This window comes from Streptomyces sp. NPDC048142 (genome assembly GCF_043202835.1).
In the GTDB taxonomy this organism is placed as follows: domain Bacteria; phylum Actinomycetota; class Actinomycetes; order Streptomycetales; family Streptomycetaceae; genus Streptomyces.
On record NZ_JBIDBC010000020.1, the window covers coordinates 76,274 to 102,279 of the forward strand.

At 71.8% G+C, this 26,006-nt stretch carries 23 protein-coding genes and 1 pseudogene; 8 read left to right on the forward strand and 16 right to left on the reverse strand.

The window, feature by feature from the left end:
* Window positions 1–179 precede the first annotated feature (179 nt).
* Window positions 180–689, reverse strand: a complete 510-nt coding sequence (locus ACGF2Y_RS23775) for a DUF664 domain-containing protein (RefSeq protein ID WP_392950847.1) — start codon at window positions 687–689, stop codon at window positions 180–182.
* Between the two features lie 77 nt (window positions 690–766).
* Between ACGF2Y_RS23775 and ACGF2Y_RS23780 the strand changes: the two are divergent.
* Window positions 767–1,048 (forward strand): annotated as a pseudogene (locus tag ACGF2Y_RS23780) (DUF1801 domain-containing protein).
* Between the two features lie 58 nt (window positions 1,049–1,106).
* Here the strand turns inward: ACGF2Y_RS23780 and ACGF2Y_RS23785 are convergent.
* The 3 genes from ACGF2Y_RS23785 to ACGF2Y_RS23795 all read right to left on the reverse strand — a co-directional run bounded on the left by ACGF2Y_RS23785 (window position 1,107) and on the right by ACGF2Y_RS23795 (window position 3,519).
* A complete protein-coding gene (locus ACGF2Y_RS23785) occupies window positions 1,107–1,340 on the reverse strand; it encodes a hypothetical protein (protein WP_392950849.1) in 234 nt (77 codons plus the stop codon).
* A gap of 6 nt (window positions 1,341–1,346) precedes the next feature.
* Window positions 1,347–2,021 carry a TNT domain-containing protein gene (locus tag ACGF2Y_RS23790; RefSeq protein WP_392950851.1) on the reverse strand — a complete coding sequence of 225 codons (675 nt, stop codon included), beginning with the start codon at window positions 2,019–2,021 and terminating at the stop codon, window positions 1,347–1,349.
* A gap of 928 nt (window positions 2,022–2,949) precedes the next feature.
* Entirely contained in the window at window positions 2,950–3,519 is a 570-nt protein-coding gene (locus ACGF2Y_RS23795; RefSeq protein WP_392950852.1) for a DinB family protein, read from the reverse strand.
* 99 nt (window positions 3,520–3,618) lie between these two features.
* On the opposite strand from ACGF2Y_RS23795, the gene ACGF2Y_RS23800 reads away from it, so the two are divergent.
* Entirely contained in the window at window positions 3,619–4,617 is a 999-nt protein-coding gene (locus ACGF2Y_RS23800; RefSeq protein WP_392950854.1) for a helix-turn-helix transcriptional regulator, read from the forward strand.
* A 54-nt stretch (window positions 4,618–4,671) separates the two neighbouring features.
* Here ACGF2Y_RS23800 and ACGF2Y_RS23805 read toward each other — a convergent pair whose 3' ends face one another.
* Complete coding sequence (locus tag ACGF2Y_RS23805; RefSeq protein WP_392950857.1) at window positions 4,672–5,460, reverse strand: DUF4389 domain-containing protein; 789 nt, start codon at window positions 5,458–5,460, stop codon at window positions 4,672–4,674.
* Between the two features lie 355 nt (window positions 5,461–5,815).
* Here ACGF2Y_RS23805 and ACGF2Y_RS23810 point away from each other — a divergent pair, with 355 nt between their 5' ends.
* On the forward strand, window positions 5,816–6,316 hold the full coding sequence (locus ACGF2Y_RS23810; protein WP_392950860.1) for a tetratricopeptide repeat protein: 501 nt from the start codon (window positions 5,816–5,818) through the stop codon (window positions 6,314–6,316).
* Between the two features lie 397 nt (window positions 6,317–6,713).
* Here ACGF2Y_RS23810 and ACGF2Y_RS23815 read toward each other — a convergent pair whose 3' ends face one another.
* On the reverse strand, window positions 6,714–6,974 hold the full coding sequence (locus tag ACGF2Y_RS23815) for a type B 50S ribosomal protein L31 (RefSeq protein ID WP_392950863.1): 261 nt from the start codon (window positions 6,972–6,974) through the stop codon (window positions 6,714–6,716).
* Window positions 6,975–7,038: 64 nt separating this feature from the next.
* Complete coding sequence (gene rpmG, locus ACGF2Y_RS23820; protein WP_392950866.1) at window positions 7,039–7,203, reverse strand: 50S ribosomal protein L33; 165 nt, start codon at window positions 7,201–7,203, stop codon at window positions 7,039–7,041.
* A gap of 310 nt (window positions 7,204–7,513) precedes the next feature.
* Between rpmG and ACGF2Y_RS23825 the strand changes: the two genes are divergently transcribed.
* Window positions 7,514–8,944 carry a PP2C family protein-serine/threonine phosphatase gene (locus ACGF2Y_RS23825; RefSeq protein WP_392950869.1) on the forward strand — a complete coding sequence of 477 codons (1,431 nt, stop codon included), beginning with the start codon at window positions 7,514–7,516 and terminating at the stop codon, window positions 8,942–8,944.
* An 81-nt stretch (window positions 8,945–9,025) separates the two neighbouring features.
* Here ACGF2Y_RS23825 and ACGF2Y_RS23830 read toward each other — a convergent pair whose 3' ends face one another.
* Complete coding sequence (locus tag ACGF2Y_RS23830) at window positions 9,026–10,516, reverse strand: hypothetical protein (protein ID WP_392950870.1); 1,491 nt, start codon at window positions 10,514–10,516, stop codon at window positions 9,026–9,028.
* A gap of 231 nt (window positions 10,517–10,747) precedes the next feature.
* Between ACGF2Y_RS23830 and ACGF2Y_RS23835 the strand changes: the two genes are divergently transcribed.
* From ACGF2Y_RS23835 to ACGF2Y_RS23845, 3 genes are all read left to right on the forward strand, one after another.
* Window positions 10,748–11,884 (forward strand): aminoglycoside phosphotransferase family protein, encoded by a 1,137-nt coding sequence (locus ACGF2Y_RS23835; protein ID WP_392950873.1) that lies wholly within the window; start codon window positions 10,748–10,750, stop codon window positions 11,882–11,884.
* A 541-nt stretch (window positions 11,885–12,425) separates the two neighbouring features.
* Window positions 12,426–13,100, forward strand: coding sequence for a transglycosylase SLT domain-containing protein (locus ACGF2Y_RS23840; protein WP_392950876.1), 675 nt, complete (start codon window positions 12,426–12,428; stop codon window positions 13,098–13,100).
* A 151-nt stretch (window positions 13,101–13,251) separates the two neighbouring features.
* Window positions 13,252–15,465, forward strand: a complete 2,214-nt coding sequence (locus ACGF2Y_RS23845) for a germacradienol/geosmin synthase (RefSeq protein WP_392950879.1) — start codon at window positions 13,252–13,254, stop codon at window positions 15,463–15,465.
* An 84-nt stretch (window positions 15,466–15,549) separates the two neighbouring features.
* On the opposite strand, the gene ACGF2Y_RS23850 is transcribed toward ACGF2Y_RS23845, so the two are convergent.
* The 7 genes from ACGF2Y_RS23850 to ACGF2Y_RS23880 all read right to left on the reverse strand — a co-directional run bounded on the left by ACGF2Y_RS23850 (window position 15,550) and on the right by ACGF2Y_RS23880 (window position 22,259).
* Complete coding sequence (locus tag ACGF2Y_RS23850) at window positions 15,550–16,107, reverse strand: TetR/AcrR family transcriptional regulator (RefSeq protein WP_392950882.1); 558 nt, start codon at window positions 16,105–16,107, stop codon at window positions 15,550–15,552.
* Window positions 16,108–16,185: 78 nt separating this feature from the next.
* Entirely contained in the window at window positions 16,186–17,436 is a 1,251-nt protein-coding gene (locus ACGF2Y_RS23855; RefSeq protein ID WP_392950884.1) for an MFS transporter, read from the reverse strand.
* 207 nt (window positions 17,437–17,643) lie between these two features.
* The gene (locus tag ACGF2Y_RS23860; protein ID WP_392950886.1) at window positions 17,644–18,144 is read right to left on the reverse strand and encodes a hypothetical protein; all 501 of its coding nucleotides are present in this window, start codon (window positions 18,142–18,144) and stop codon (window positions 17,644–17,646) included.
* 77 nt (window positions 18,145–18,221) lie between these two features.
* On the reverse strand, window positions 18,222–19,388 hold the full coding sequence (locus tag ACGF2Y_RS23865) for a thiolase domain-containing protein (RefSeq protein WP_392950888.1): 1,167 nt from the start codon (window positions 19,386–19,388) through the stop codon (window positions 18,222–18,224).
* On the reverse strand, window positions 19,381–20,433 hold the full coding sequence (locus tag ACGF2Y_RS23870; protein WP_392950890.1) for a thiolase domain-containing protein: 1,053 nt from the start codon (window positions 20,431–20,433) through the stop codon (window positions 19,381–19,383). Before ACGF2Y_RS23870 ends, ACGF2Y_RS23865 begins: the two co-directional genes overlap by 8 nt.
* Entirely contained in the window at window positions 20,434–21,390 is a 957-nt protein-coding gene (locus ACGF2Y_RS23875) for a Zn-ribbon domain-containing OB-fold protein (RefSeq protein WP_392950892.1), read from the reverse strand.
* Window positions 21,391–21,458: 68 nt separating this feature from the next.
* Window positions 21,459–22,259 carry a crotonase/enoyl-CoA hydratase family protein gene (locus ACGF2Y_RS23880; RefSeq protein WP_392950895.1) on the reverse strand — a complete coding sequence of 267 codons (801 nt, stop codon included), beginning with the start codon at window positions 22,257–22,259 and terminating at the stop codon, window positions 21,459–21,461.
* Window positions 22,260–22,426: 167 nt separating this feature from the next.
* Here ACGF2Y_RS23880 and ACGF2Y_RS23885 point away from each other — a divergent pair, with 167 nt between their 5' ends.
* Complete coding sequence (locus tag ACGF2Y_RS23885; RefSeq protein WP_392950898.1) at window positions 22,427–24,046, forward strand: acyl-CoA synthetase; 1,620 nt, start codon at window positions 22,427–22,429, stop codon at window positions 24,044–24,046.
* 431 nt (window positions 24,047–24,477) lie between these two features.
* Here the strand turns inward: ACGF2Y_RS23885 and ACGF2Y_RS23890 are convergent, their stop codons facing one another.
* Window positions 24,478–26,001, reverse strand: a complete 1,524-nt coding sequence (locus ACGF2Y_RS23890; RefSeq protein ID WP_392950901.1) for an alpha/beta fold hydrolase — start codon at window positions 25,999–26,001, stop codon at window positions 24,478–24,480.
* Window positions 26,002–26,006: the final 5 nt, after the last annotated feature.

The following is a 26,006-nucleotide window of genomic DNA, read 5'->3' on the forward strand; positions in this document are numbered from 1 at the left end:
GGTCCTGCCACCGGTAAGGACTGGCGTCATCCCTGGTGGATCAGCGCGCGGCGTCGGATGCGGTGCATCGCAAGGCGGAGGGACGTCCGCATACGGGATGTGTTCGGGCGTTCCGGCGACGCGCAGAGGTTCCGTAGCTGTCGTCGTGCGCCCGCCAGGGATGACGGGACAGCCCTCACTCAGGCGCGTTCCAGCATCCCGCGGACGAAGGCGGCCTGGCCCGCGTGCTGCAGGTCCTCGGCGATGACGCTGATCAGCCGGACGCCCAGCGTCACCGGGGGTGACCAGCTCTCGTCGACGATCCGGTCGAGGGCATGGCCCTCCAGTCCGGCGACGAAGTCCAGGGTCCGCTCGTGCACGGCGTCGAAGTAGCCCAGGAGGAGTTCGGCGGAGTCCACGCGGACGGCGGCGACCTCCTCACGGGTGTGGCCGTAGCCGGTGGCGCTCTCGTCGAAGGGCAGCGCGAACCGGGCGGCCCAGCCTTCGTTGGGCCAGATCTGTCCGGTTCCGGCGGCGTCGGCGATGTGGTCGTCCTGGACACGGGTGAGATGCCAGACCAGCCAGGAGATCGAGTTCGCTCCCGCGTCGACGCGGGCGTTGAGGTCGTGGGGCGGGAGCCCTTCGACCGCCGCGTGGACCGCTTCCCCGACCCGGTCGAACGCTTCGGCCAGCATGCGCGCGGTATTCATCCGCCCACCCTCGCCCGAAGGGCCCACGGCCCTGGGGTGCGACACACCGCCGGGACGCTCTCACGGCGCTCCGCGCGCTGTGCCGGGAGGAGGTGACGGGGTTCCGGCGAGGTGATGGCGTACGGCGTGAACCCTCCTATGAGCGGGAGGGGGCGGGTGAGATCGCGTTCGCCGACCAGTAGCAGGACATCTCGTTCCACCCGATGCGCAGGGACGTCCGCGACGCGTTCACGGAGCGGCTGGCCCCCCATGACATGGGCAGGGGCTGCCTGCGCTTCCGCGACCCGCAGAAGATCGACTTCACGCTCGTCCGCGATCTGCTGCGGGCGACTGCGGCGACGCGCGGCACGGCCTGCTGACACGAGGACCTTCCGCGACTTCCGCGGCCGGTCCGGCGAAGCGCGGTGCGGGGAGGGTTCAGGCGAGAAGGCTCAGCAGGTGGGCGCAGGCGGCGGCCTCGTCCGGGTGACGGGCGAGGACTTCGTACGTGCCGCGCTCGAACGCCCCGGTCTCCCAGCAGCCGTTCCCGCCCCGCCGGACGAAGAGGAAGTCCGGCGGGGTGGGAACGGGCTCGTGGACGCCCTCGATCCGGTAGTAGCCGCCGGGGATCCGTGCCTCGACGAGTGCGGCGTGCAGTGCCCGGCGGTCCATGGCCGGTTACGCGCCCGCGGGCGTCAGGTAGGCGTGGTCCAGCAGCCACTTCACGTTGAGCCGCTGTCCCACGCCCGGTTCGAGGAACACGGCGTCGAGCTTGATCTGCTGGCCGCCGCCGGGCTGCTCGAACCACGGGGCGATGCCGCCCTGCCAGACCCAGAAGGGCTTGGCGACCTTGTAGACGCGGTAGTCGCAAGGGGTGGCCACGTCACGGGTGTTGAGGTTCTGCGGGGGCAGGGCGCGCTCGGCGTAGGCGTCGCCCGCGGGGGCCAGGTAGCTGCCGTACTCCGAGCCGAAGCGGTCCAGGCGCTGGCCGGTGCGGAGCTTGACGGGCTCCTTGTCGATCTCGCCGTTCACCTCGGCGAAGCCGTCGTTGGGCGGGTACTTCCAGCTGCCGGTGTCCGCGGGCCCCTCCCAGTACTTCTTCAGGAAGTTCTTCGGCGTGAGGTCGCCGGTGCGCTGGTAGCCCTTCAGGAGCGGGCCGACCGGGGCGAGCCGCTTGTTCGGCAGCCACTTGGGGCCGAGGCGGGCGTCGCCCCGGAACTTGCCGGTGCAGGGTTCGTGGCGCTCGGCGGCGGGTGCGGGCCGGTCGGGCCCCGGTGCGGCGCTCGCCGCAGGGGCGGAGATCAGTCCGGCGGTGATGCCGAGCGCGGCGAGTACGGTACGCATGCGGTTCATTCAGGAGTCCCCTCGAGCACTGATGATCAATCAGGACAGCTGACGTAGGGTAACCGCTCGACCACATACGGCTTTCGCACCGTGCCGCTTTCCGGCCACCGGGAACAGACCGCGCCCCGGCCGCGACACCGGGGGCGTGATGGGCGCAGGGGCGCGGGTCAGGCCTGCGCGGCTGCCGGCTGACACCGACGTCGATGCAGGCGCGGAAGGCGACCGGGGGGCGCGATGCTCCGGACAGCCGGGGCCTTCTTCCCTTTCGCACGCGCGCTTCTCCTTGGGCGCGTCGGGCAGGCCGAGCGGCTCCCGTACCCGCTCGTCGCGGAGGCCGACCGGTTCTTCGCATACGGCAGCCACCGCCCCGGGCCGGATAGCGTCGGGCCGACGTCCGGCCGACCGGGTCGGCGCCATCGTCGGCGGCGGGTCGACCGGGCGGCCCAGCCGCGAGGAGAACGCGACATCGCGCGCCCCGCCCTTGGTCCGCCACAGTCCCCGGCCGGGCACCCGGGCGATCGGGACGAGGGCGGCAGCGACCATCTCGCCCAGGGTCGGGGACCTCAGACCGGGCCGGGGCGAGTTCCGCACGGTCTCGGTTGCGGTGCGGGGCTCCCGTCTGCCATCAAGTTCCCAGCCTCTGCCGCGAGTTCGCCCCAGGCCGATTTCTTTCAGCTCGTCGCGGTAGATCCCGAGCGCCCGATGGCCCGGTGTCGCGTCGTGACGGGCCGCCAGGCGAGGACGTCGGCGGCGGTGACGCCATGGACCGTGCGGCGCAGGAGATACGCACCACGCTTCGCCGGGTCAGCACGGCGCGGTTCAGCGCCCGGTTGCCGAGGACGGTCATCGTGTCGCATCGCCCTCTCGGCTGTCCGCCGTCGGTTCCTCGCACATCCTGGCGCGATGCCCCGGGGCCCCGAGCCCCGTGCCTCGTCGGTCAGGTCGCCCGCTGTCCGTCGATCGTCTCGCGCAGGATGTCCGCGTGTCCGGCGTGCTGTGCGGTCTCGGCGAGGACATGGGCCAGCACCCGCCGTACGCTCCACTCTCCTCCGGGTTCGTTCCAGGGCGCCTCGGGGAGCGGGTGCGCGGCCGAGAGGTCGGGGACCGCGAGGATGATCTTCTCGCTGCGGGCGGCGACCTGCTCGTAGGCGTGGAGGATCCCGGCCGTCGTCTCGCCGGGCAGCATCCGGAACTCCTTGTCCCGGTCGACCGCCCACTTCGGGAGCTCGCGCGCGGTGCCGGCCGCCAGGTCGTCCCAGGTGACGCCGTCGGGCAGGGCGAAGGACATCGCCGACGGGCCCTCGGTCACGAAGCGCAGCCAGTTGTCCTCCACGGCCGCGACATGCTTGACGAGGCCGCCGAGGCACAGCGCGCCGGCCGTCGGACGCTCACCGGCCTGCTCGTCGCCGAGGCCCTCGACCGAGCGGATCAGGGCTGCTCGCGCGGTGGCGAGCGCGGCGATCAGGTCGGTGCGTTCGGCGTCGGGGGGCGTGGATGCTGTGGTCATGGCGATCGGGTCCCTTCCGGTGTTCCGTCGTGCGGTACGGATCAACCTTCGCAAGGGAAGCGGCCAGGATGTGACCTCTATTCCGGTCATGCTGGCGTCATGCCGAAGACTTCAGCGCGACTGCTCTCCCTGCTCTCCCTGCTCCAGGCGCGGCGGGACTGGCCGGGCCAGTTGCTGGCCGAGCGGCTGGAGGTCAGCCCGCGCACGGTGCGGCGTGACATCGACCGGCTGCGGGAGCTGGGCTATCCCATCGCGGCCTTCAGGGGGCCCGACGGCGGGTACCGGCTGGACGCGGGCGCGCGGTTGCCGCCGTTGCTGTTCGACGACGATCAGGCCGTCGCGCTCGCCGTCGCTCTGCGGACCGCCACCGCGACCGGAGCCGGGATCGGGGAGGCCTCGGCCCGTGCGCTCACCACCGTCCGGCAGGTCATGCCCGCACGGTTGCGCCATCGCGTGGACGCGCTGCAGGTGACCACGGTCGAGCGCACGGGAGGCCGGCCCCGGCCGCAGGCCGATCCGCGTGTGCTCGTGACGCTCAGTGCGGCGGTGCATGCCCGCGAGGTGCTGCGCTTCGGCCACTCCCCCGCGCATGTTCCGGCCACCTCCGATGCGGCGCCTGCGGTGCGGCGGGTGGAACCGCACCACCTGGTCACCTGGGGCGGACGCTGGTATCTCGTCGCCTGGGACCTTGAGCGTGAGGACTGGCGGACCTTCCGCGCGGACCGGATCACCCCGCGGACTCCCACGGGCCCCCGGTTCACTCCGCGCGAGGTGCCCGGGGGTGATGTGGCCGCCTACGTCGCCGCCCGGTTCCAGGGCTCCGAGGCCCCTGGGGAATGGCCCTGCCGCGGCGAGGTGATCCTCGACGCTCCCGCCTCCGCGGTGGCCGGCCATCTCCGCAACGGGGTCGTCGAGGAGTGCGGCCCGGACCGCTGCCGGGTGGTCCTGGGTGCCTGGTCGTGGCCCGGTCTGGCCGCCGAACTCGGCAGATTCGACGTGGACATCGAGGTCGTCGGGCCTGCGGAGCTCAGGGACGCCTTCGCGTACCTGGCCCGCCGCTACGCCGCCGCCGCGGCGGAGGGAGGTACCGGGGCTTGAGGGCTGCCCCGCTGTTCCCTGCGGGCGTGCGAGGAACAGCGGGACAGCCCTCGGTCAGCGTCCGACCAGGCGGGTGTCGGACGTGTCATCGGTCGTCGAGGCGGTCACGGACGAGGTGATGTGCCCCGCGAGCCCCAGCACGAGGAACAGCACCACGAGCCACTTCGCGGCGCTGCTCATCACCAGCGGGCGGGTGGCGGAGCGCGACGGCCCCTGGGCGAGGGCGAGGTCGTCGTCGCCGAACAGGCCCTTGGGGTAGGCCGGGGCGAGCATCATGACGTACGCGGAAAACCGCATCCGGTAGCGCAGGGTGGCCGCCGTCGCCTCGAACAGCGGCCGGGGCATCCGGCCGAGACACAACGTGATCAGCCACCAGACGAAGGCCAGCGCCCACCACCCGTACACGGCGAGGCTCTGCACGATCGCCGCCGGGATCATCAGGAAGACACGGAACAGCACCGCCAGCCGGTTGAGCGGGGTCGGCCGCACCTCGATCTGCACCGGATGGTCGGCCGGCGGGATCAGGGCGAAGGGCGGATAGCGGTCGATGAGCAGCATGCCGCTCGCCGACACGCGCATGTCGTAGCCGAGGACGCCGGTCAGGAAGCGGAAGACGGGGTCGGGCAGCCGCCCCAGCACCAGGGCCGCGAACCACCCCACGATCACGGTGAAGAACGCCGCGATGTGCAGGACGAACAGCACGATGAAGTGCGGGACGAGCAGCAGGAGCCGCAGGAGTACGGTCAGCCGCCGCTGATGTGCTGGTTCGACGATGTCCAGGACGGGCCTGAACTCGTCCGCGTCCGTCTCCTTGCGGCCCGGGCTCCACCGGCCTTCGGCCATGTCGCTCCTCCTCGGCAGGGCATCCGTACGGCATCCGCGCGCAGGACGTGTCCCCACCGTGCGTCCGGTCCGGGCCCCCCGCAAACGGCCCGGCCCGAACGGGTGCCCGGCTCAGCGCGTCAAAGAGCCGGGAAGGCCGGTGCAGGTGTTGTGGCGGTGGCTGATCCGGCGACCCGGCGACCCGGCACGAAGTACCCGGCAGCACGCCCACCGTGTCGAGGATGACGTCGTCGATGTCGAAGGAGCACCCCGGAGCCGGGCCCCTGCATCAAGTTCGACGGCCATGACGACGGCCGTGGAGCGACCTGTCACCCGGCCCGGTCCGCGACCGCGACCCGCCTGCGACGATGTGCGCATGAGCGCACACAAGAAGAGGGATCTGCTGGACGAGGCCGACCGGTTGCGTACGGAGGGCCGGGCCGAGGAGGCGCGCGAGCGGCTCCTCGCGATGACCGCCGAGTACCCCGACGACGCGGAGGTGGCCTGCCGGACGGCGTGGATCCACGACGTGCTGGGCCTGGAGTCGGAGGCGGTGCCGTACTACGAGCGCGCCCTGGCGAATCCGGCGCTCGCCGTGGAGGACCGGCGCGGGGCGCTCCTGGGGCTGGGCAGTACGTACCGGATCCTCGGCCGGTACGGGCAGGCGGTGGAGACGCTGCGCCGGGGCGTCGAGGAGTTCCCGGACGACGGCGCGCTGCGGGCGTTCCTGGCGATGGCGCTGTTCAACACCGACGAGCACCACGAGGCGATGCGGCTGTTGCTGGAGTTGACGGCGACGACCAGCCAGGACCCTTACGTCCAGCAATACCGGCGGGCGATCGAGCACTACGCGAAGGACCTCCACGAGACCGTGTGAACCGTGCGGGGCCCGGGGGTGTCCCGCACCGCCGCACGGGAGACGCGCCGGTGCGGGAGGGTGGTGGTGGCCGTCGGCGCGCTGGTCCCGGAGACGGTTCCGCGCCGGGGCGGGAGGCTCCGGCCGGGCAAGGGGAAGCCCCGGCCGGATCGGGGGAATCCAGCCGGGGCGGCTCGAGTGCGGGGTGAAGGGCGGTCGCCTCTCGGCGGAGGGCTCCACGGGGCTTCGGCATTGCGATCTTCCCCATGGGCTACAGGTGAGGCCCGGGGACACTGCCCCCTCACTCCCACGCATAGATGAACGATAAACCACTCTGGACCGTTCCCGGGAATCCGCCCCCGTGGATGTGATCCACGGCACGGAATCCCCGCTCCTCCCCCGGTCAGGCCGCGTCCGGTCAGCGTCCCGGCGTCTCGCCGGTGCCGTAGCGGCGCCGGAACCGCTCGACGCGGCCCGCCGTGTCGAGCACCTGACGGCCACCGGTGTAGAACGGGTGGCTCGCCGACGAGGTCTCGACGTCGATGACGGGGTAGGTGTTGCCGTCCTCCCACTCCACGCGCTCGCCGGAGTCGGCGGTCGAGCGGGTCAGGAAGGCGGCGCCGGACGCGCGGTCACGGAAGACCACGGGACGGGACACGGGATGGATACGGGACTTCATCGATGCGTTCCTTCCTCACCGCGGACAGCGGTGGCGTACGGGGTGACGGGTCTCTTCCGGGCGGTCAGCGGACCTCGCGGAACAGAACGTGCCGGCCGGTGGCGGAGTCGAACTTGCGGAGCTCCAGCCGGTCGGGGTTGTTGCGGCGGTTCTTGCGCGTCACATAGCTCCGGCCCGTTCCGGCCGTGGAGCGGAGGGTGACGACGGGCCTGATCTCGCTGCGCGCCATGGGCGCCTCCCTGCGTCTGCGCCGACCCCATCCCCATATCGGGAATGGGATTCGTTTTCGTTCTGGTGAGGTAACGCGAGGCGCCTCATCGCCATTCCCGCCCTGCGGGGCGGTCCGAACCGCGTGGTCAACTCGCCCTACACGCAAGCCTGTTCGGATGGCCACCTTCCCGGAGAGCCGCTGGCATATGCCAGACGCAACTACGCGCCGAGTGTTGCCGAATCCCTTACGGCCCGCCGCAGCCTGTGCGACAGTCGGTAGCGGTCCACCCTTCAGAACCGGCTAGGCCGCGCCTGTATCGGAGTACGAGATGCCGTCCCCCCTCTTCGCGGACCGCCCCGCACCACAGCTTCCCGCGCACGACGCCGTCGACGACCTGATCCACCGGACGCGCCGGCTGCGGGGGGACGTGGACGCCGTGCGGCGGGACGTCGTCGTGTTCGACGAGGACGACCCCCAGCTGCGTTGGCAGCGTGCCCTGTGCGAGCTGGCCGTGCACCACCTCGACAACCTCGACGAGCACCTGGGCCAGCTCAGGGCGGGTCTGCCGGGCCCCCGCGCAGAGGACTCCGGCCCCCGGGACGACGCGGCCCCGGACGGCCCGAGGTCCGGTTCTCCGGCGAATCGGGTGGGCAGCGCCGAGTGGAACCTCCTCACCGACGAGTCCAGCTGGTCCGAGGAGCTGTACGAGATCTTCGGCAGGCCGCCCGGGTCGACGCCCCTCTCCCTGGACGACCTCCCCTCCGTGCTGCTGCCCGAGGACCAGCCGCTGCTGACCGCCATGGTGACGGGCTGCCTCGTCGACGGCCGGCCGATGGACGGCGAGTTCCGGATCGTGCGCCCCGACGGCCGCACACGCACCCTGCACATGACGGGCGAGCCGGTCCTCGACGCCGAGGGCCGCACCGCCTCGATGTGGGCGGTCCTGCGGGACGTCAGCGAGCTGCGCCGCAGCGAGCAGTCCGTGAGCAGGAGCCGTGCGTCGGGGCGGCGCGAGAAGCACATCGAGCGGACCGAGCACCGCATGGCCGTGGAGCTCCAGGAGACCGTCCTGCCGCCGTGGCGCGGATCGCTGCGCCTGCCGCCGCAGGGCCCCGGCGCCCTGGACATCGCCGCGCACTACCTCCCGTCCGCGTCGAGCGGGCTCATCGGCGGCGACTGGTACGACGCGATGGAGCTCCCCGACGGTCGTACCCTGCTCACCGTCGGCGACCTCACCGGGCACGGCATCCCCGCCACCTCGGCGATGGCGATGATGCTGGGTGCGCTGCGTGGCATGGCCGTCGCCGGCATCGAGCCGGGCGCGCTGATGGGGCACCTCAACCAGGTCCTCGAAACGTCGGTCCAGCCCGCGCTCGGCAGTGCCCTGTGCTGCCGCTTCGACCCCGGCACCTCCCTTCTGTCCTGGGCGCAGGCCGGACACCCCGCACCGCTGCTCTTCCGCGACGGTTCGGGACGGATCCTGCCCCCGCCGGACGGGATGCTGCTCGGCGCCGCGTCCCACGTCGTCTTCGAGCAGGCCGAGGTACGGCTGTTCCCCGGTGACGCGCTCGTCCTGCACACCGACGGCCTGACACGACACAGCGACCGGGGTGCGGGCCCGGAGGCACTGCTCGCCCTCGCCCCCCGCCTCGCCGAGGCCGGTACGGCACAGGAGTGCGTCCGGAGCATCGTCGAGGAATTCGGCGGGACCGAGCGACCGGACGACGCGTGTGTGCTGGTCGCCCGTATCGGGGTGTGAGGAGCGCGGATGTGTCAGGAAGTGAGGGAGCGCGGACGTGTCAGGGTGTGGGGGAGCACGGACCGGCGCGGTCGGGCCGGGTCAGATCTGCGCGCCCCCGGCCTTCTTCCGGCCCGACGGCATCGAGAGCTCGATCTCCTCGCGCAGATCCTGGATCCCGGCGTATCCGGCGAACTGACCGGTGAGCCGGTACATCTCGCGGAGCCGGTCCCAGGTGCGGTGCGATGAGGTCTCCCCCATCGACACCAGCGCGAGCCGGGCGTACCGGTCGGCCTGTTCGGGGTCGTTGGCGATGAAGCAGGCCGAGGCCAGCGAGATGTAGTCGAAGATCTTCGACCGCTGGCGCCCGTTGATCCGAAGCTCCAGTGCCTGCTTGGCATGGCGCTGGGCGATGACCGCGACCCCCGGGTCGTGCTCGGCCAGCGTGCGGAAGGCAAGCGCCTGCATGCCGTGCATATCGGCCTCGTCGAACATCTGCATCCAACTGGGCGGTGGCACATCGCTCTTGTCCGAGACGAAGAGCTCCTCGGCCTCACCGAGGGTGCGCCGCATGGCCTGGCCGCGGCCCATCGACGCCTGTGCCCAGGCCTCGATGGTGCGCAGCATCGCCTGCGTACGGGGCAGAGTCTCGTCGCCCGAGCCGGATTTGGCGAGCTTCATCAGGTCGAGTGCGTCGTCGGGCCGGCCCAGGTGCACCATCTGTCGTGCCGCCCGGGAGAGCGCCTCTCCGGCGCGTGGCCGGTCGCCGCCCTCGCGGGCCGCGTGGGCGGCGATGACGAAGTACTTCTGGGCGGTGGGTTCGAGGCCGACGTCGTGGGACATCCAGCCCGCCAGGACCGCGAGGTTGGCGGCGACGCCCCACAGGCGGCGCTGGAGATGGTCGGGGTGGCGGTAGGCGAGCATGCCGCCCACCTCGTTGAGCTGGCCCACGACCGCTTTGCGCTGGAGTCCGCCGCCCCGGGACGCGTCCCAGGCGCGGAACACCTCGACCGAATGCTCCAGGGCCTCGATCTCCTCGGAGCCGACCGGCGCGGCCTCGTACCGGTCGAAACCGGCGGGATCGACGTGCAGGGGATCGTTGGTACGTGGAACATCGGCCGCCGGAGCAGGGTCGCTGTGCAGCCAGTCGTACATGGGGCCGGCGATGGTTGAGCCGGCGGCGAGCGCGGCGCCCGCACCCACCAAGCCGCGTCGGTTGAGCATGAGGTCCATTCCCGTGAATTCGGTGAGGACCGCTGCCGTCCGTTCGGGCGCCCACGGCAATTGATCGGGATGGTGTTCCTTCCCGGAGTCACGCCGCTTCCCCACACGCCCGCGTCGGCCGAACCCGAGGTCCTCGATGGTCACGACACGGCCGAGCTGCTCGGTGAACAGAGCCGCCAGCACTTCGGGCACGGGATCACGGGGGGACTCCCCCATGTCGATCCAGCGCCTGACACGCGAGGTGTCGGTGGCCAGCTGCGGGTGGCCCATGGCCGCCGCCTGCCGGTTCACCATTCTCGCGAGTTCGCCCTTGGACCAGCCGGCCAGGCCGAACAGGTCAGAAAGGCGGGTGTTGGGTTCTCCGGTCACTTCAAGCCCCCAGGTTCTCGGCTGACTTGACACTAACCCCCTGTCAGATGCGCTGTGACTATTCGCCAGGGTTCGCCAGGGTCCGCCAGATGGTCTGCCACCCGCGCTCCGGTGTCAGGTAGGAAAGCGCCACCCCGCCCGGCAGCCCTAGGTACTCCCCAGGGTGCCGAACGGCCGTCGGCCGGGTTGGCGTACGTACCTTGTCGGCGCACGAAGGGATCTGTCTCGCTCATGTACACAGCATCGTCCTCCGTGTCCGCCCCGCCCCGTCCGCTCCGCCCGATGGGCGCGGGCGGCGGGCCCTATCTCGCTCCTCACGCCGGCGCACCGGCGCAGGGTCCGGGCCGGGCCCGACGGGCCCCGGGACCGGGCGCCGGACAACTCAGCGGAAGAATCGACCTGTCCGGGCCGCAGGGCGCGCAGGTGCGGATGGCCATCGTCTCCGTGCAGCGCATCTGCCCCGAGTTCAATCCGGTCCAGGTGCTGCGCCGCAGCGGCCGCTCGGTCCTGATCGTCGGAACGACCGGACGGGCCACCGCCGTCGCGAAGTGCTTACTGGACCACTCGCCGGCGTGGACCGAGCGGTTCCGGCACGAAATAGCGGCGTACCGCGCGTTCGTCCGGCACCGCCCCCCGGTTCGGGCGCCCCGGCTGATCGCGGCGGACCCGGAGAACTGCACCCTGGTGATCGAGCGGATGCCCGGCCGGGTCGCCGCGCTCACCCGGCATCCGGCGGAGGCCCCGCCGAGGGCCGACATCCGCGCCGCGCTGGGCGCGATCGCCCGGGTGAACGCCTGGCGCCCGCCGCCCGGACTGTTCGAGGCGCCGCTCGACTACGCCTCGCGGATCGCGCGCTATCACGAGCTCGGCCTGTTCACCGACCGTGACCTCGGTGACCTGCAGAAGCTGCTGCACGGCCTGGCGCACGCGGGCGGCCGGCAGGGCATGGGGCAGTTCTGCCACGGGGACGCGCTGCTCTCCAACATCCTGCTGTCGCCGACCGGACCGGTGCTCGTCGACTGGGAGCACGCCGGCTGGTATCTCCCGGGGTACGACCTGGCGACGCTGTGGACGGTGCTGGGTGACGCGCCGGTGGCGCGACGCCAGATCAGTCAGCTGGCCCAGGCCAGGGGCCCGGCCGCGCGGGACGCGTTCCTGGTGAACCTGATGCTGGTGCTGACGCGCGAGATCCGCAATTACGAGACGGCGGTGCAGCGCACCATGCGGGAGGCGCCCCCGGTGGGTGCGGGAGCGGACCGTCCCGGTGCGCTCTCCTCGGGCGAGGAGCAGCGACTGCTGCTGCGGAGGCTGCACGACGACTGCGCCATGGCGCGGCGGGCGGTGCGGGCCGCGGTCGGCACACGCTGAGACCGAACACGCGCCGAGACCGAACGACGGCGCGGGCGAGCGGCCCGCCTGCCGAGAACCACAGTGAAGAACCGCAGTGACCGGACCGCAGTGAAGAAGAAGCGCGCTGCGGGACCGATGCCCACGCATCGGTCCCGCAGCGCGCTGTTCCGCGTTCCGGGGCCCCGTGCGGTGGGTCTCGAACCGCCCTTCCGGGCCCTGCCTCCCCGTGACCGGGTGTTGACCCCGCGCTGTCCCGGGGTCCCCGGCGGGTGAGGCCCGCCACGAGACCCACGTCACCTACGACCTCCGGTAGTAGGCGCGAGCCCTCTCGTCCGGCGTAACGAACAGCCCATATGGCTCATAAATTGGCATCTCACGATGAAGAGTAGTAAAGGCGGTCATTGATTCCTATGTCGGTCAGCGCTAACCATGGATCCCGGCAAGCACCGATGACGAGCCCGCGTCGATCGCCCACCGGCGACCGCGGCCCGGACGACCCGGTGCCTGCCGACGCGGCGCGAAGGCCGCGAAGCCCGTCCCCCATAGGAAGAGCTCACGCATGCCCCGCATCTCCACCCTGCGCATCACCCGCTCGCACAAGATCGCCACCGCTGTGCTCGTCGCGGCCGGTTCGGTCACCGCCATAACCGCCACCGGTGGCCCGAGCGAGGCGCAGACCCCCCAGGCCCGCTCCTCCGTCTCCGTGGAGCCGGTCGCCGCCGCGGGCATCCCCACGGCGAAGGACGCGGCGGCCAAGAAGGCCGCTCAGGAGAACGCCGCCAAGGAAGCCGCCGCGAAGAAGGCCGTCGCCGACCGCAAGGCTTCCGCGGAGAAGGACGCCGCCGAGGAGCGGTCCGAGAAGCAGGCCGCCAACCGCTCCACCGAGCGCAAGGCCGTCACTCCCAAGAAGTTCGCGAACAACCTCGACGGCTGGATCCGCGAGTCGCTCGAGATCATGAAGAAGAAGAACATCCCCGGCTCCTACGAGGGGCTGCACCGCAACATCATGCGCGAGTCCAGCGGCAACCCGAACGCGGTCAACGACTGGGACATCAACGCGCAGAACGGCATTCCCTCCAAGGGTCTCCTCCAGGTGATCCAGCCCACCTTCGACGCCTACCACGTCAAGGGCACCCCGAAGAAGCTCACCGACCCGGTCGCCAACATCACCGCCGCCGCGAACTACGCCGCGGACCGGTACGGCTCGATCGACAACGTCGACTCCGCCTACTGAGCGACCGACTTCCGAGCACGCACAGGCCACGCTGCGATTATGTGACTAATCGTCGTCGTGCGTGCTCCGTATGGCCGAAGGGTAGTGCTGCGCAGACACCACCGGTCCGCGCGTGTCCGCGCGCGGAGGCTTCTGGAAAGGCCTGACGCACATGGCACAGCCCTTCTCTCTGCCGGACTTCTATGTTCCGTATCCGGCGCGGCTCAACCCTCATGTGGAGGCGGCACGCACGCACACCCGGGCGTGGGCCCGCTCCATGGGGATGCTGGAGGGGTCCGGCATCTGGGAGGAGAAGGACCTGGAGGCGCACGACTACGCCCTCCTGTGCGCCTACACCCACCCCGACTGCTCGGCCGAGGCGCTCTCCCTGGTCACCGACTGGTACGTGTGGGTCTTCTTCTTCGACGACCACTTCCTGGAGCTGTTCAAGCGCACGCCCGACCGGGAGGGCGGCAAGCGGTATCTGGACCGGCTTCCCGCCTTCATGCCGATGGAGCGGGGCGCCGCGACACCGGAGCCTACGAACCCCGTCGAGGCGGGGCTCGCCGATCTCTGGGCCCGTACGGTCCCGGCGATGACGGACGCCTGGCGGGTCCGGTTCGCGGAGGCGACGGAGAACCTCCTCAACGAGTCCCTGTGGGAGCTCGCCAACATCCACGAGGGCCGCATCGCGAACCCCGTCGAGTACATCGAGATGCGCCGCAAGGTGGGCGGTGCGCCCTGGTCCGCCGGTCTGGTGGAGTACGCGGCGAACGCCGAGGTGCCCGCGGCGGTCGCCGACGCCCGCCCGCTGCGGGTGCTGCGGGACGCCTTCTCCGACGGGGTGCACCTGCGTAACGACCTCTTCTCCTACCAGCGCGAGGTGGAGGACGAGGGGGAGAACAGCAACGGCGTGCTGGTGCTGGAGAAGTTCCTCGACTGCTCCACGCAGGAGGCCGCCGAGGCCGTCAACGACCTGCTGACCTCACGGCTCCAGCAGTTCGAGAACACCGCGCTGACCGAGCTCGGCCCGCTCTGCGCCGAGAAGGGCCTGGACCCGACGCAGACCGCCGCCGTGCTGGCGTACGTCAAGGGGCTCCAGGACTGGCAGTCCGGCGGCCACGAATGGCACATGCGCTCCAGCCGCTACATGAACGGCGGCGGCGCGGGCGAGGCCGTGGCCGGCTTCGGCATGTCCGCCGCCTCCATCCGGTTCACGCTCCGCTCGGAGACCGCCAGGGCCCGCAGTCACAGCCATGTGCCGTATCAGCACGTGGGGCCCTCGCTGCTGCCGGACTTCGACCTGCCGTTCGGGACGACGCTGAGCCCGCATCTGGAGGGGGCCCGGGTCCGGGTCGTCGACTGGGCGCGGCGGATGGGCATCCTGGAGGCCCAGCCGGGCGTGCCGGGTTCGCACATCTGGGACGAGCGGCGGATCATCGCGATCGACCTGCCGCTGTGCGCGGCGGGCCTGCATCCGGACGCGACCCCGGAGGAGCTGGACCTTTCCTCGGCGTGGCTGGCCTGGGGGACGTACGGGGACGACTGGTTCCCGGTCGTGCACGGGCGGGCCCGGGACCTGGCGGGCGCGCGCCTGGCCAACGAGCGGCTGTCGCTGTTCATGCCGCTGGACGACGAGGGGACGCCGGAGCCGGTGAACGCCCTGGAGCGGAGTCTGGGCGATCTGTGGCGCAGGACGGCCGCTCCGATGGACGAGGGCGGGCGGCGCACCTTCCGGACCGCGATCGAGTCGATGACCGAGAGCTGGCTGTGGGAGCTGGCGAACCAGGCGCAGAACCGTATCCCCGATCCGGTGGACTATGTGGAGATGCGGCGGGCGACGTTCGGTTCGGACCTGACGATGAGCCTGTGCCGGCTCGGGCACGGCAGGAAGGTTCCCGACGAGGTCTACCGCAGCGGTCCGATGCGTTCCCTGGAGAACGCGGCGGCGGACTACGCGTGTCTGATGAACGACCTCTTCTCGTACCAGAAGGAGATCGAGTACGAGGGAGAGGTGCACAACGGTGTCCTGGTCGTGCAGAACTTCTTCTGCGTCGACTATCCGACGGGCGTGGCGATCGTGCACGACCTGATGAACTCGAGGCTGCGGCAGTTCCTGCACGTCGCCGAGGTCGAACTCCCGGTGCTGTACGACGACTTCGGCCTGGACGCCGAGGCGCGGGAGATCCTGGCGGGCTATGTGCAGGAGCTCAAGCACTGGATCGCGGGAATCCTGATCTGGCACCGGGGCTGCCGCCGTTACCGCGAGGAGGACCTGCGGCAGGGCCACGACACCCCCTGGCATCTGAGCGGCCCCACGGGGCTTGGCACGTCGGCGGCGCAGGTGACCCGGATGATGGCCCAACTGGCGGGCAGCCCGGCGTAGTTCCCGGGCAAGCGGCCCGCCGTACGGAGGAACGCACGGCGGGCCGCGACCGGCGACGGAACCGGCCCGGCCCGGCCCGGGGGATCAGAGCAGTACGTGCCGGAGCACCGTCTCGAACTCGGCCGCAGTCGGCGGTGTGTCGGTCAGCAGCCCCTGGAGAAGCAGGCCGTCGATGACGCCCTTGAAGACCTGCACCCGGACCGGACTGTCGGTGTAGCGGTGGGCGTACGCGGCGATGGCCTCCAGCCAGTGCCGGGTGGGACCGCGCAGCTCCGGGCGGCGGGCGGCGAGCAGGTACAGCTCGTACTCCGCGAGCAGGCGGCCGGGCCTCCCGACGACCTTCTCCAGCAGCTCCGCCAGTGCGGTGATGCCCTCGGGGCTGCCGTCGGCCCTTTCCGCCAGCAGCCGCATCCGTTCGGCGTCCTGGTCCATACAGACGGTGAGCGCGGCGGTGAGCAGGTCGTCGATGCTCCTGAAGTAGTAGGCGGCGGCGGTGGCGGGCTGGTTGGCCTCGCGCGCCACCGCCCGGTGGCTGACGCCGGCGACGCCCTCGCGGGCCACCACCCGGAGGGTGGCCTCGATGAGTTCCTGCCGCCGGAGCTCCCCCTTGAGCAGGCGTCCGTCGGTCTGCGGTGTGTGCATCGTGCCCTCCGGGCGCGGGGTCGAAGCGGGACAGGAACGGCGGGCCGTCCCCTTTCCCGCGGCTGCCGGGCCCGGCGGCTACAGGGCGGACTTCGCGTGTCCCTCATCGGCCGGCTGGTCTGCGGGCGCCTCGGCGCGCTCCCGCAGACCACGGTCGAGGGGCCGCTGGGCGATCAGCGCCAGCAGAACCGTCGCGCCGCCCGCGGCGATGGCGACGGCGAAGCCGCCGGAGGGGCCGAAGCGGTCGACCATAATGCCCGACACCGAGGCGCCGAGCGCGACCCCGACACCGAGGCCGGTGATCGCCCAGGTCATTCCCTCGGTGAGGACGGCGGGCGGCACCGTCTTCTCCACCAGCCCCATCACCACGATCATGGTAGGCGCGAAGAAGATACCGGAGAAGAAGACGGCGGCCGAGAGCGTGGCGATGTTGCCGACGAGCAGCAGCGGCAGCGTCGTCAGGGCGGTGCCGGCCGTGCTCAGGAGGAGCAGCCGGGGCAGCGGTGTGGTGAGCCTGAGGGTGCCGAAGACCAGCCCGGCACCGGCCGAGCCGACCGCGTAGACGGAGAGCACGATGCCCGCGCCGACCGGGGACCCCTGCTCCTCGGCGAACGCGACGCTGACCACGTCCACGGTGCCGACGATCGTGCCGCCCGCGACAAGGGTGAGTGCCAGCAGGACGAGTGGTCCGCCACGCAGCGCCGAGACGCTCGGGACGCCGTCGGCGACCGGCTGGACCACCGGCGGTTCGGTGCGCCGCTGCGGGACGAACAGGAGGACGCCGAGGGTGAGCAGCGCTGCCGCCACCAGGGGTCCGGCCTCCGGGAAGAACGCTGTGCTCAGCGCGACCGAGAGCGCGGGTCCCACCACGAAGGTGAGCTCGTCGACGACCGATTCCAGCGAGTAGGCGGTGTGCAGCCGGTCGGAGCCGCGGTAGACGTGGGTCCACCGGGCGCGGACCATCGCGGCCATGTTGGGCATCGTCCCGGCCACCACGGCGGCGGCGAACAGCGTCCAGACGGGAGCGTCGTAGCGGGCGCAGAGGAGCAGCACGCCCATGGCGATGACGCTGAGGCCGGTGGCGGGCAGGAGCACCTTGCTCTGACCCCGGCGGTCGACCACGCGGGAGATCTGGGGGCCGCAGAGAGCCATGGACAGGGTGAAGGTGGCGGAGACGGCTCCTGCCAGGCCGTACTCCCCCCGCATCTGGGACAGCATCGTGATGATCCCGATGCCGGCCATCGAGAGGGGCATACGGGCGACGAAGCCGGCGGCGGAGAACGCGACGGAGCCCGGCGTCTTGAAGAGGGCGCCATAAGGGTTGGCCATGGGGAGGGACCTCCGGACGGAGCAAGGCATATTTGAACGACCGTTACACATTGAACGGTCGTTACATTTTCTCACCGTAGTCGGTCCCCTGCTATCGGTGTCAACGCGCGTTTCCGGTCGCGTTCAGGGCGGAATCAGCCCCGCAGGAGTCACCCGGGCATGAAAGAAGGCCGCCCGGCATATGCGGGCGGCCTATGGAGATACGTTTCAGCCTTGCTGGAACAGCTCCGCGGGCAGGGGCTTGAGCAGGGTGTAGAGGTCGTCGGTGATCGGCCGGTCCCAGCTGGCGATGGTCACGAGGACGCCGTCGCTGCGGTCGAACTGGACGCAGGCGATACGGCTCTCGGAGAGCTTGACGCGGCGGACGATCAGCAGATTGTCGCCCTGCATGACGGGGACGTCCTCGGCGCTGACGACCTCGATCGGCTCGTCGTTCTCCAGGGCGAGGAGCAGCTGGGCCACCTCGAAGGGGACCTGCCCCTCCTCGGTCTCGCGGGCGGGCGAGCCTTCCGGGAGGTTGCCGATGATCATCGCCGGGCCCCGGCCGCCGTACAGGTCGTAACGGAGGAAGACGCCCTGGCAGCTGCCGTCGGGGGCGGGGAGCAGACCGGCGCCGAGGTTGCCGGGCCAGTCCCCGGGGTCCATGGCCAGGACGTCGAAGTCCGGGCCCGCGGGTGTTGCGGCGCTACGGCGGCGGAGGAAGGACATGCTGCCATGTTACGTGTCCCGGCTCACGTTGCGGAGCCCGGCCCGGGGCCCGCGGGACCGGGCCCGCCGCGCCCCCCTCAGCCGGGCGGGGGCTCCGCTCCCACGAGCCACATGGCGAAGAACTGCGCCCCTCCGCCATAGGCGTGGCCGAGCGCCCTGGTGGCCCCGTCGATCTGGTGCTCCCCGGCTCTCCCGCGCACCTGGAGGGCCGCCTCGGCGAAGCGGATCATGCCGGACGCGCCGATGGGGTTGGCGGACAGCACACCGCCCGAGGGGTTGACGGGGAGGTCTCCGTCGAGTTCGGTGACGCCCGCCTCGGTGAGTTTCCAGCCCTCGCCCTCCTCGGCGAAGCCGAGGTTCTCCAGCCACATCGGCTCGTACCAGGAGAACGGCACGTACATCTCGACGGCGTCGATCTCCCGGCGCGGGTCGGTGATCCGGGCCTGCCGGTAGACGTCGGCGGCGCAGTCCTTGCCGGCCTGCGGGGAGACGAAGTCCTTGCCCGCGAACAGGGTCGGTTCGCTGCGCATCGCCCCGCCGTGCACCCAGGCGGGCGGGTGGGGCGAGCGGGCCGCGCCGTCCCGGTCGGTGAGGATCATGGCGCAGGCCCCGTCGGAGGAGGGGCAGGTCTCGGAGTAGCGGATCGGGTCCCAGAGCATGGGGGCGGCCCGGACCTTCTCCAGGGTGATGTCGTGGTCGTGGAGATGCGCGTAGGGGTTCTTCAGCGCGTTGCGGCGGTCCTTGTACGCGACCAGCGATCCGACCTCGTCGGGCGCCCCGGTGCGCCGCATGTACGCGCGCACGTGCGGGGCGAAGAAGCCGCCCGCACCGGCCAGCAGCGGCTGCTGGAAGGGGACGGGCAGGGAGAGCCCCCACATGGCGTTGGACTCGGACTGTTTTTCGAAGGCGAGGGTGAGGACGGTGCGGTGCACGCGGGCGGCGACGAGGTTGGCGGCGACCAGGGCGGTGGAGCCGCCGACCGAGCCCGCGGTGTGGACGCGGAGCATGGGTTTGCCGACGGCGCCCAGCGCGTCGGCGAGGTAGAGCTCCGGCATCATGACGCCCTCGAAGAAGTCGGGTGCCTTGCCGATCACGACGGCGTCGATGTCGCTCCAGGTCAGCCCGGCGTCCTCCAGGGCCCGGACGGCGGCCTCGCGGACCAGTCCGGCGATGGACACGTCACGCCGGGCGGCGACGTGTTTGGTCTGGCCGATGCCGACGACGGCGACGGGCTCCTCAGACATGAGCGCTCTCCCCTTCCAGGACGGCGACCAGGTTCTGCTGCAGGCAGGGGCCGGAGGTGGCGTGCGCGAGCGCCCGGTCGGACTCGCCGCGGTGGATGCGGGCGGCGGCCTCGCCGAGCCGGATCAGTCCGGCGGCCATCATGGGGTTGGCTGCGAGCGCCCCGCCGGAGGGGTTGACGCGGACGTCGTCACCGAGCCCGATGGCCTTGCGCAGGACGACCTCCTGGGAGGTGAACGGGGCGTGCAACTCGGCGGTGTCCACCGGCCGTTCGAAGGCTCCGGCGCGCCTCGCGGCGAGCCGCGCGGAGGGTGAGTCGGTCAGGTCGCGGACGCCGAGGCCGTGCGCCTCGATACGGTGGTCGATGCCCCGGATCCAGGCGGGCCGCGCGCACAGGGCGCGGGCGGTGTCCCCGGCGGCGAGGACCACGGCGGCGGCCCCGTCGCCGATGGGCGGGCAGTCTCCGGTACGCAGCGGCCGCACGAGGTAGTCGCCGGCGGGGACCTCGCCGGTGAGCTGGGCGTGCGGGTTGCCGGTGGCGGCGGTGCGGTTGCGGGCGGCGACCTCGGCGAGGGCGGGTTCGTCGGTGACGCCCGCGTCGATGAGGGCCTGTGCCTGGAGGGCGGCGAGGGCGACGGAGTCCGGCCAGAGCGGGGCGAGGTAGTAGGGGTCGAGCTGGCGGGTGAGGACGTCGCGGACCCGGCCGGGCGAGGACTTGCCGTAGGCGTAGACGAGTGCGGTGTCCGCCCCGCCGGTCTGGATCTTCACCCAGGCCTCGTACAGCGCCCAGGCCCCGTCCATCTCGACGTGGGACTCGGAGATGGGCGGATGGGCGCCGACGCCGTCGAACGCCATGGTGAAGGAGAAGGCCCGGCCCGCGAGGTAGTCGGCGGAGCCGGAGCAGGTGAACCCGATCTCGTTCGCCTTGAGGCCGGTCGCGCCCAGGACCTCGTGGAGGACGGGCATCAGCAGGTCGACCTCGGAGAGTTCGTCGGTGCGCCGCCGGTGCGTGGTCTGGGCGAAGGCGATGATGGCCACGTCCCGCATCTACACCAGCTCCTTGTACGTGTCGTAGTCGGCGTCGGGCTCCCCGGTGGGGCGGTAGTGGTCGGGGTGGCGGGCGCCTTCGGTCCACACCGGCTCGACGCGCAGCCCCATGCGCACCTGGTCGTACGGGATTCCGGCGATGCGTCCGTGCAGGGCGAGGTCCGCGCCGTCGAGGGCGATGTGGGCGTAGACGTACGGGACTTCGATGTCGAGATTCGCCGTATGAGCGGCTTTGATGTTGACGATGCAGAACGTGGTGACGGTGCCGCGCGGGCCGACCTCGACCTGTTCGGCGGTGGCGACCCCGCAGGTGGGGCAGGCTCCGCGCGGCGGGACGTAGACCTTGCGGCAGGCGGGGCAGCGTTCGCCGACCGTGCGGTGTCCTTCGAGAGCGGTGAGGTAGGCGCTCTGGGCACGCCCGGGGGTGTGGACGTAGTCGAGGCGGGCCGGGGTGACGATGCCGATGACGGGATCGGCGAACTCCCCGGTGTGCGGCGCGGGTTCGGTCGGGCCGGGCTCTCCGTCGTACGGTTCGAAGCAGGCGATGTCGGTGATGGCGCCGGTGCGCGTCGCGGCCCAGCGGATCCGGACGCGCATCCCGGTGTGCACGGCCTCCGGGCCGGGCGCGTCGAGGGCGTGCAGGAGCGCGGTGCCGGCTCCGTCGAGGCGGACGAGCACCCAGGCGAAGGGGGTGTCCAGCGGCTGGCCGCGGCGCGGCGCCGGGTTCCAGGCCCAGGTGGTGACGGTGCCGGTGGGGGCGACCTCGACGAGGTGGCGGATCTCGTTCGCGGTGACGGGGTCGTACTCGACGGGCGGCACGAGCACGGTGCCGCCCTCCGTGCGGACGCCGAGGACGGTGCGCTCGCGCAGTCCGGTGAGGAAGGCACTCTGGACGGGTCCGAGTGAGCGGGTGAAGGGGAATTCGACCACCAGCGGAGCGCTGAGGATGTCGGGCATGGCTGCTGCCTCCTTGGTTCAGGGCTGAGAGCTGAGAGCTACGGGCTCAGGAGCTGTGGGCTCAGCGCTCAGGCGCGCCGGTAGACGGGCGGGCGCTTCTCGGCGAAGGCGCGCGCACCCTCCTTGGCGTCCTCGGTGGCGAACACGGGCCAGCCGCGCTTGAGTTCGGCGGCCAGGGCCTCGCTCTCGGTCAGCTCGGCGCCCTCGTAGACCGAGGCCTTGACGGCCTCGACGGCGAGCGGCCCGCAGGCGTTGACCCGCTCGGCGACGGCGAGGGCCTCCTCCAGCGCCGTTCCGTCGGGGACGACCCTGCCTATGAGTCCGATGGCGGCGGCCTCTTCGGCGGCGTACGGGCGGCCGGTGAGGAGCATTTCGAGGGCGTGGGTGCGGGGGATCTGACGGGGCAGCCGGACGGTGGAGCCGCCGATCGGGAAGAGGCCCCGGCGGACCTCGAAGAGCCCGAAGGTGGCGCCCGCTCCGGCGATGCGGATGTCGGTGCCCTGGAGGATCTCGGTGCCGCCCGCGACACAGGGGCCTTCCACAGCGGCGATCACCGGTTTGCGCGGGCGGTGGTGGCGCAGCATCGCCTTCCAGTGGAGGTCCGGGTCGGCCGTCATCCGCTCCCGGTAATCCTCTCCCTCCATTCCGCCGCCCGCGAGGGCCTTGAGGTCCATGCCGGCGCAGAACGCGCCGCCCGCGCCGGTCAGGACGACGGAGCGGACCGTGTCGTCCGCATCGGCCGCGAGCCAGCCGTCGTACAGGCCGACGAGCATCGGCAGCGAGAGCGCGTTCCTGGCCTGTGGTCTGTTCAAGGTGAGCACCAGCGTGGCGCCTTCGCGCCGCACGGTGAGGTGTTCCGTACCGCCCATGACCGACTCCTGTTCTCCAGACCTGGAACAGGTTGCAGGAGGAGGGGACGCAGTTCAATAGTTTTCTGACAGATCGTCAGATTGTTTCGGCGTCACCCCTTCCCACTTGTGCCGCCCGGCGCTCTAATGACGGCCGAGTCGCCAGTCACCCGGGGTCAGGAGGAACGGTGGAGTACAACCTTGCCGACCTGTTCGAATCGGTCGTCGACGCGGTGCCCGACCGCGAGGCGCTCCTGTACGTCGACCATCCCGGTACGGGCGCGGAGCGGCGGCTCACCTACGCGGAGCTGGACGCCGCCGCCAACCGGATCGCCCACCACCTGGCCGACGCGGGGATCCGGCCGGGCGAACACCTGGGACTGCACCTCTGCAACGGGGTCGAATACCTCCAGACGGTCCTGGGGGCCCTCAAGGCCCGGATCGTGCCGGTCAACGTCAACTACCGTTACGTGGAAGAGGAATTGGTCTACCTCTACCGGGACGCCGACCTGGCGGCGCTGGTCTTCGACGGCGAGTTCGACGAGCGGGTCGCGGCCGCCGCCCCGCAGGCCACGGGCCTGCGCCATCTGGTCCGGGTGGGGCCCGCCGCCGCGCCCGAAGGCCTCGTGACCGTTCCCTTCACCGAGGCCGAGGCCTCCGGGTCGCCCCTGCGGGGCTTCGCACCCCGTTCCGCCGACGACCAGTTCATCATCTACACCGGCGGCACCACCGGCATGCCGAAGGGAGTGATGTGGCGTCAGGAGGACCTGTTCTTCTCGGGCCTGGGCGGCGGAGCACCGACCGGCGAGCCGGTGGAGGCCCCGCAGGAGCTGGCGGAGCGGGTCGCCGCCGGCGGCGACGGGATCACCTTCTTCCCCACCCCGCCGCTGATGCACGGGACCTCCACGCTGACCGCGTTCATCGGCTTCAACTTCGGGCAACGCGTCGTCGTGCACCGCAAGTTCGTGCCGGACGAGGTGCTGCGGACCATCGAGAAGGAGAAGGTCACCAGCGTGTCGCTGGTGGGCGACGCGATGCTGCGCCCGCTGATCGACTGCCTGAAGGGGCCGCTGCGCGGGACGGACTGCTCGTCGCTGTTCTCCGTCTCCAGCTCCGGGGCGATCATGTCCGACTCGGTACGGGCGGAATTCCAGGCGCTGGTGCCGACGGTGATGCTGCTGAACAACTTCGGCTCCTCGGAGTCCGGTTTCAACGGCACGGCCACCGCCGACTCGGGACCGGAGAAGGGCTTCCGGGTGCGGGTCAACGCCCGTACGAAGGTGGTCGATCCGGTGACGTACGAGCCGGTGGCCCCCGGTGAGCCGGGCCGCATCGCCCAGCGCGGGCATGTCCCGCTCGGCTACTACAACGACCCGGCCAAGACCGCCGACACCTTCTTCCGCAGGGGGGAGGAGCGGTGGGTGCTGCTGGGCGACATGGCGACCGTGGACGCGGACGGCATCGTCACCGTGCTCGGCCGGGGCTCCCAGTGCATCAACACCGGGGGCGAGAAGGTGTATCCGGAGGAGGTCGAGCAGGCGCTCAAGTCCCATCCGGACGTGTACGACGCGCTCGTCGCGGGGATCCCCGACGAGCGCTGGGGAAGCCGCGTCGCCGCCGTGGTCCAGCTTCGGGAGGGAGCGGCGGCGTTGACCCTGGAGGCGGTGCAGGCACACTGCCGGGCGCGGCTCGCCGGCTACAAGGTCCCCCGCGCGCTGGTGCTCGCCGACCGGATCCAGCGCTCGCCGAGCGGCAAGGCGGACTACCGGTGGGCCAAAGCGGTGGCGGCGGGGGCCGCGCGGAGCTGAGGGCCGCCCGTTCGGGATCGGGCGCCGGCCGTCAACGCCCTGTCGCCGATCGCCAAGGGCAGGGCGGGAAGCGATCCGCGGGCCGGCGGGTGCAGGGGTCCCGGCGCCACTGGGTGCTCCGTGCGCCCCACGCCTTCGCACCCGTGCGGGAAGCGGGAGGGCCGGCCGCGAATGCGGTCGAGGTCCGGGAGCGTGACCGGCTCGCCTGCTCCGCTGCCTCCCGGAGCTCGACGTCACGGCAGTCGCCGGGGCCTGCCGTGGGCGGCCCGGAACACCTGGTTGAAGTGGTCGGGCACGCCGACGCCGCACCGGGCCGCGATCGTGTGCAGCGGTGCAGGGGGCAGGGCGGGCACGCCGAACGGCGGGCCCGCTCAGCCTTCAAACCGGGGCACGTCGGCCGGACCGTAGACGTCCGTGCCGGAGGCTCGGGGTCAGGCGAGTCCGAACGACCGGATCGTCGCGAGGAACTCCTGCGGCCGGTCCATGTGGATCAGGTGCCCCGCATCGATGGTGACCAGCTCGGCGTCCGCCATGGCCCCGGCCATCCGGGCGAGTTGGCCCTGGTCGATATGGCTGGTGAGGCCGCCGCCGATGACGAGGGTGGGCGCGGTGATCTCCGGGAACCGCTCGCGGACGGCCGGGTCGGGGTCGTTGAGCTGGGCGTCGATGTCGGGGACGACGGGCCAGTCGAAGTCGAGGGTGCCCTCCGGGCGGACGGAGGCCGGCCGGGGCGGGTCGAGCGGGATCAGGGGCGGCGCGTCCTCGATGATCAGCCGCCCGATCAGGCCCGGTTCCCGCTGGGCCAGGAGGTAGGCGGCCACCCCGCCCATGGAGTGTCCGACCACGGTCACACCGGCCAGGTTGCGGGCCTCCAGGAAGGCGTGCAGGTCGTCGCGGAACATCTCGAAGGAATAGCGGCCGGGCCAGTCGCTCAGCCCGTGCCCCCGGAAGTCGGGGGCGTACACCCGGTGGTCGGCGGCCAGGTCCTCCGCGATCCGGGTCCAGGTCTCGCCGGAGCCTGCCCGGCCGTGCAGGAGGACGACGGGTGGAGCTGCCTCCTCGCCCCACACCCGGTAGGCCAGCCGGACCCCGCCCGCCTGCACATTGAGGACCTCCGGGTCGAGGAAGGCCGCCACCGTACGGGCGAAGGCACCGGGGTCGTCCAGCCACGGGAAGTGCCCCGCGCCGCGCTGGACGACGAACTCGGCGCCCGGGAAGAGCGCGGCGAGCTCGGTGGCCCGGTCCGGGCTCGGGTGACCGTCGTACTCCCCGGCGAGGACGAGTACCGGCACGGCCAGTTCGCGCAGGGCGGCGGCCGTGGCGGCGGGGTCGAAGGCGCCGTCCCCGGCGTAGTGGCCGCGGGCCTCGTGGTTGGTCTGCCCGGCGGAGGCTTCCGCGTGCGCGCGGGCCCTCTCGTCCCAGCGGCCGTAGGTGAGGGGCCGGACGGCGGGCCACAGCTCGGCGAACGGGCCGCCGGCGAGCAGCGCCTCCTGGGCGGCCCTGGCCTCGGGGTACCAGGGCTCCTCGGACCGCAGCTCGGCGGCCTCGCGCAGGTCCTGGTCGCTCACCTCGATACCCACGGCCCGGGTGCTGGGCGTGACGAGGGTCAGGGTGCGCAGCCGCTCCGGGTGGCGGGCCGCGTACAGCAGGGCCAGGTCCGCGCCCGCGGAGTGGGCCAGCACGTCGATCCGGTCCAGGCCCAGGTGCTCGCGCAGTGCCTCCACGTCGTCGACGAGGCGGTCGCAGCGGTACGTCGAGGGGTCATCGGGCACGCCGGAGCCGCCGGTGCCGCGCAGGTCCAGCAGGACGAGCTGTCGCCGCTCCGCGAGCCCTCCGAGGTCCCCGAGATACGCGCTCGCCCGCATCGGCCCGCCGGGCAGACAGATCAGCGGCTCCCCCTCCCCCACCAGGTGGTGGGCGAGCGGGGTCGTGTCGTACGCGGAGAAGATCGGCATACCCC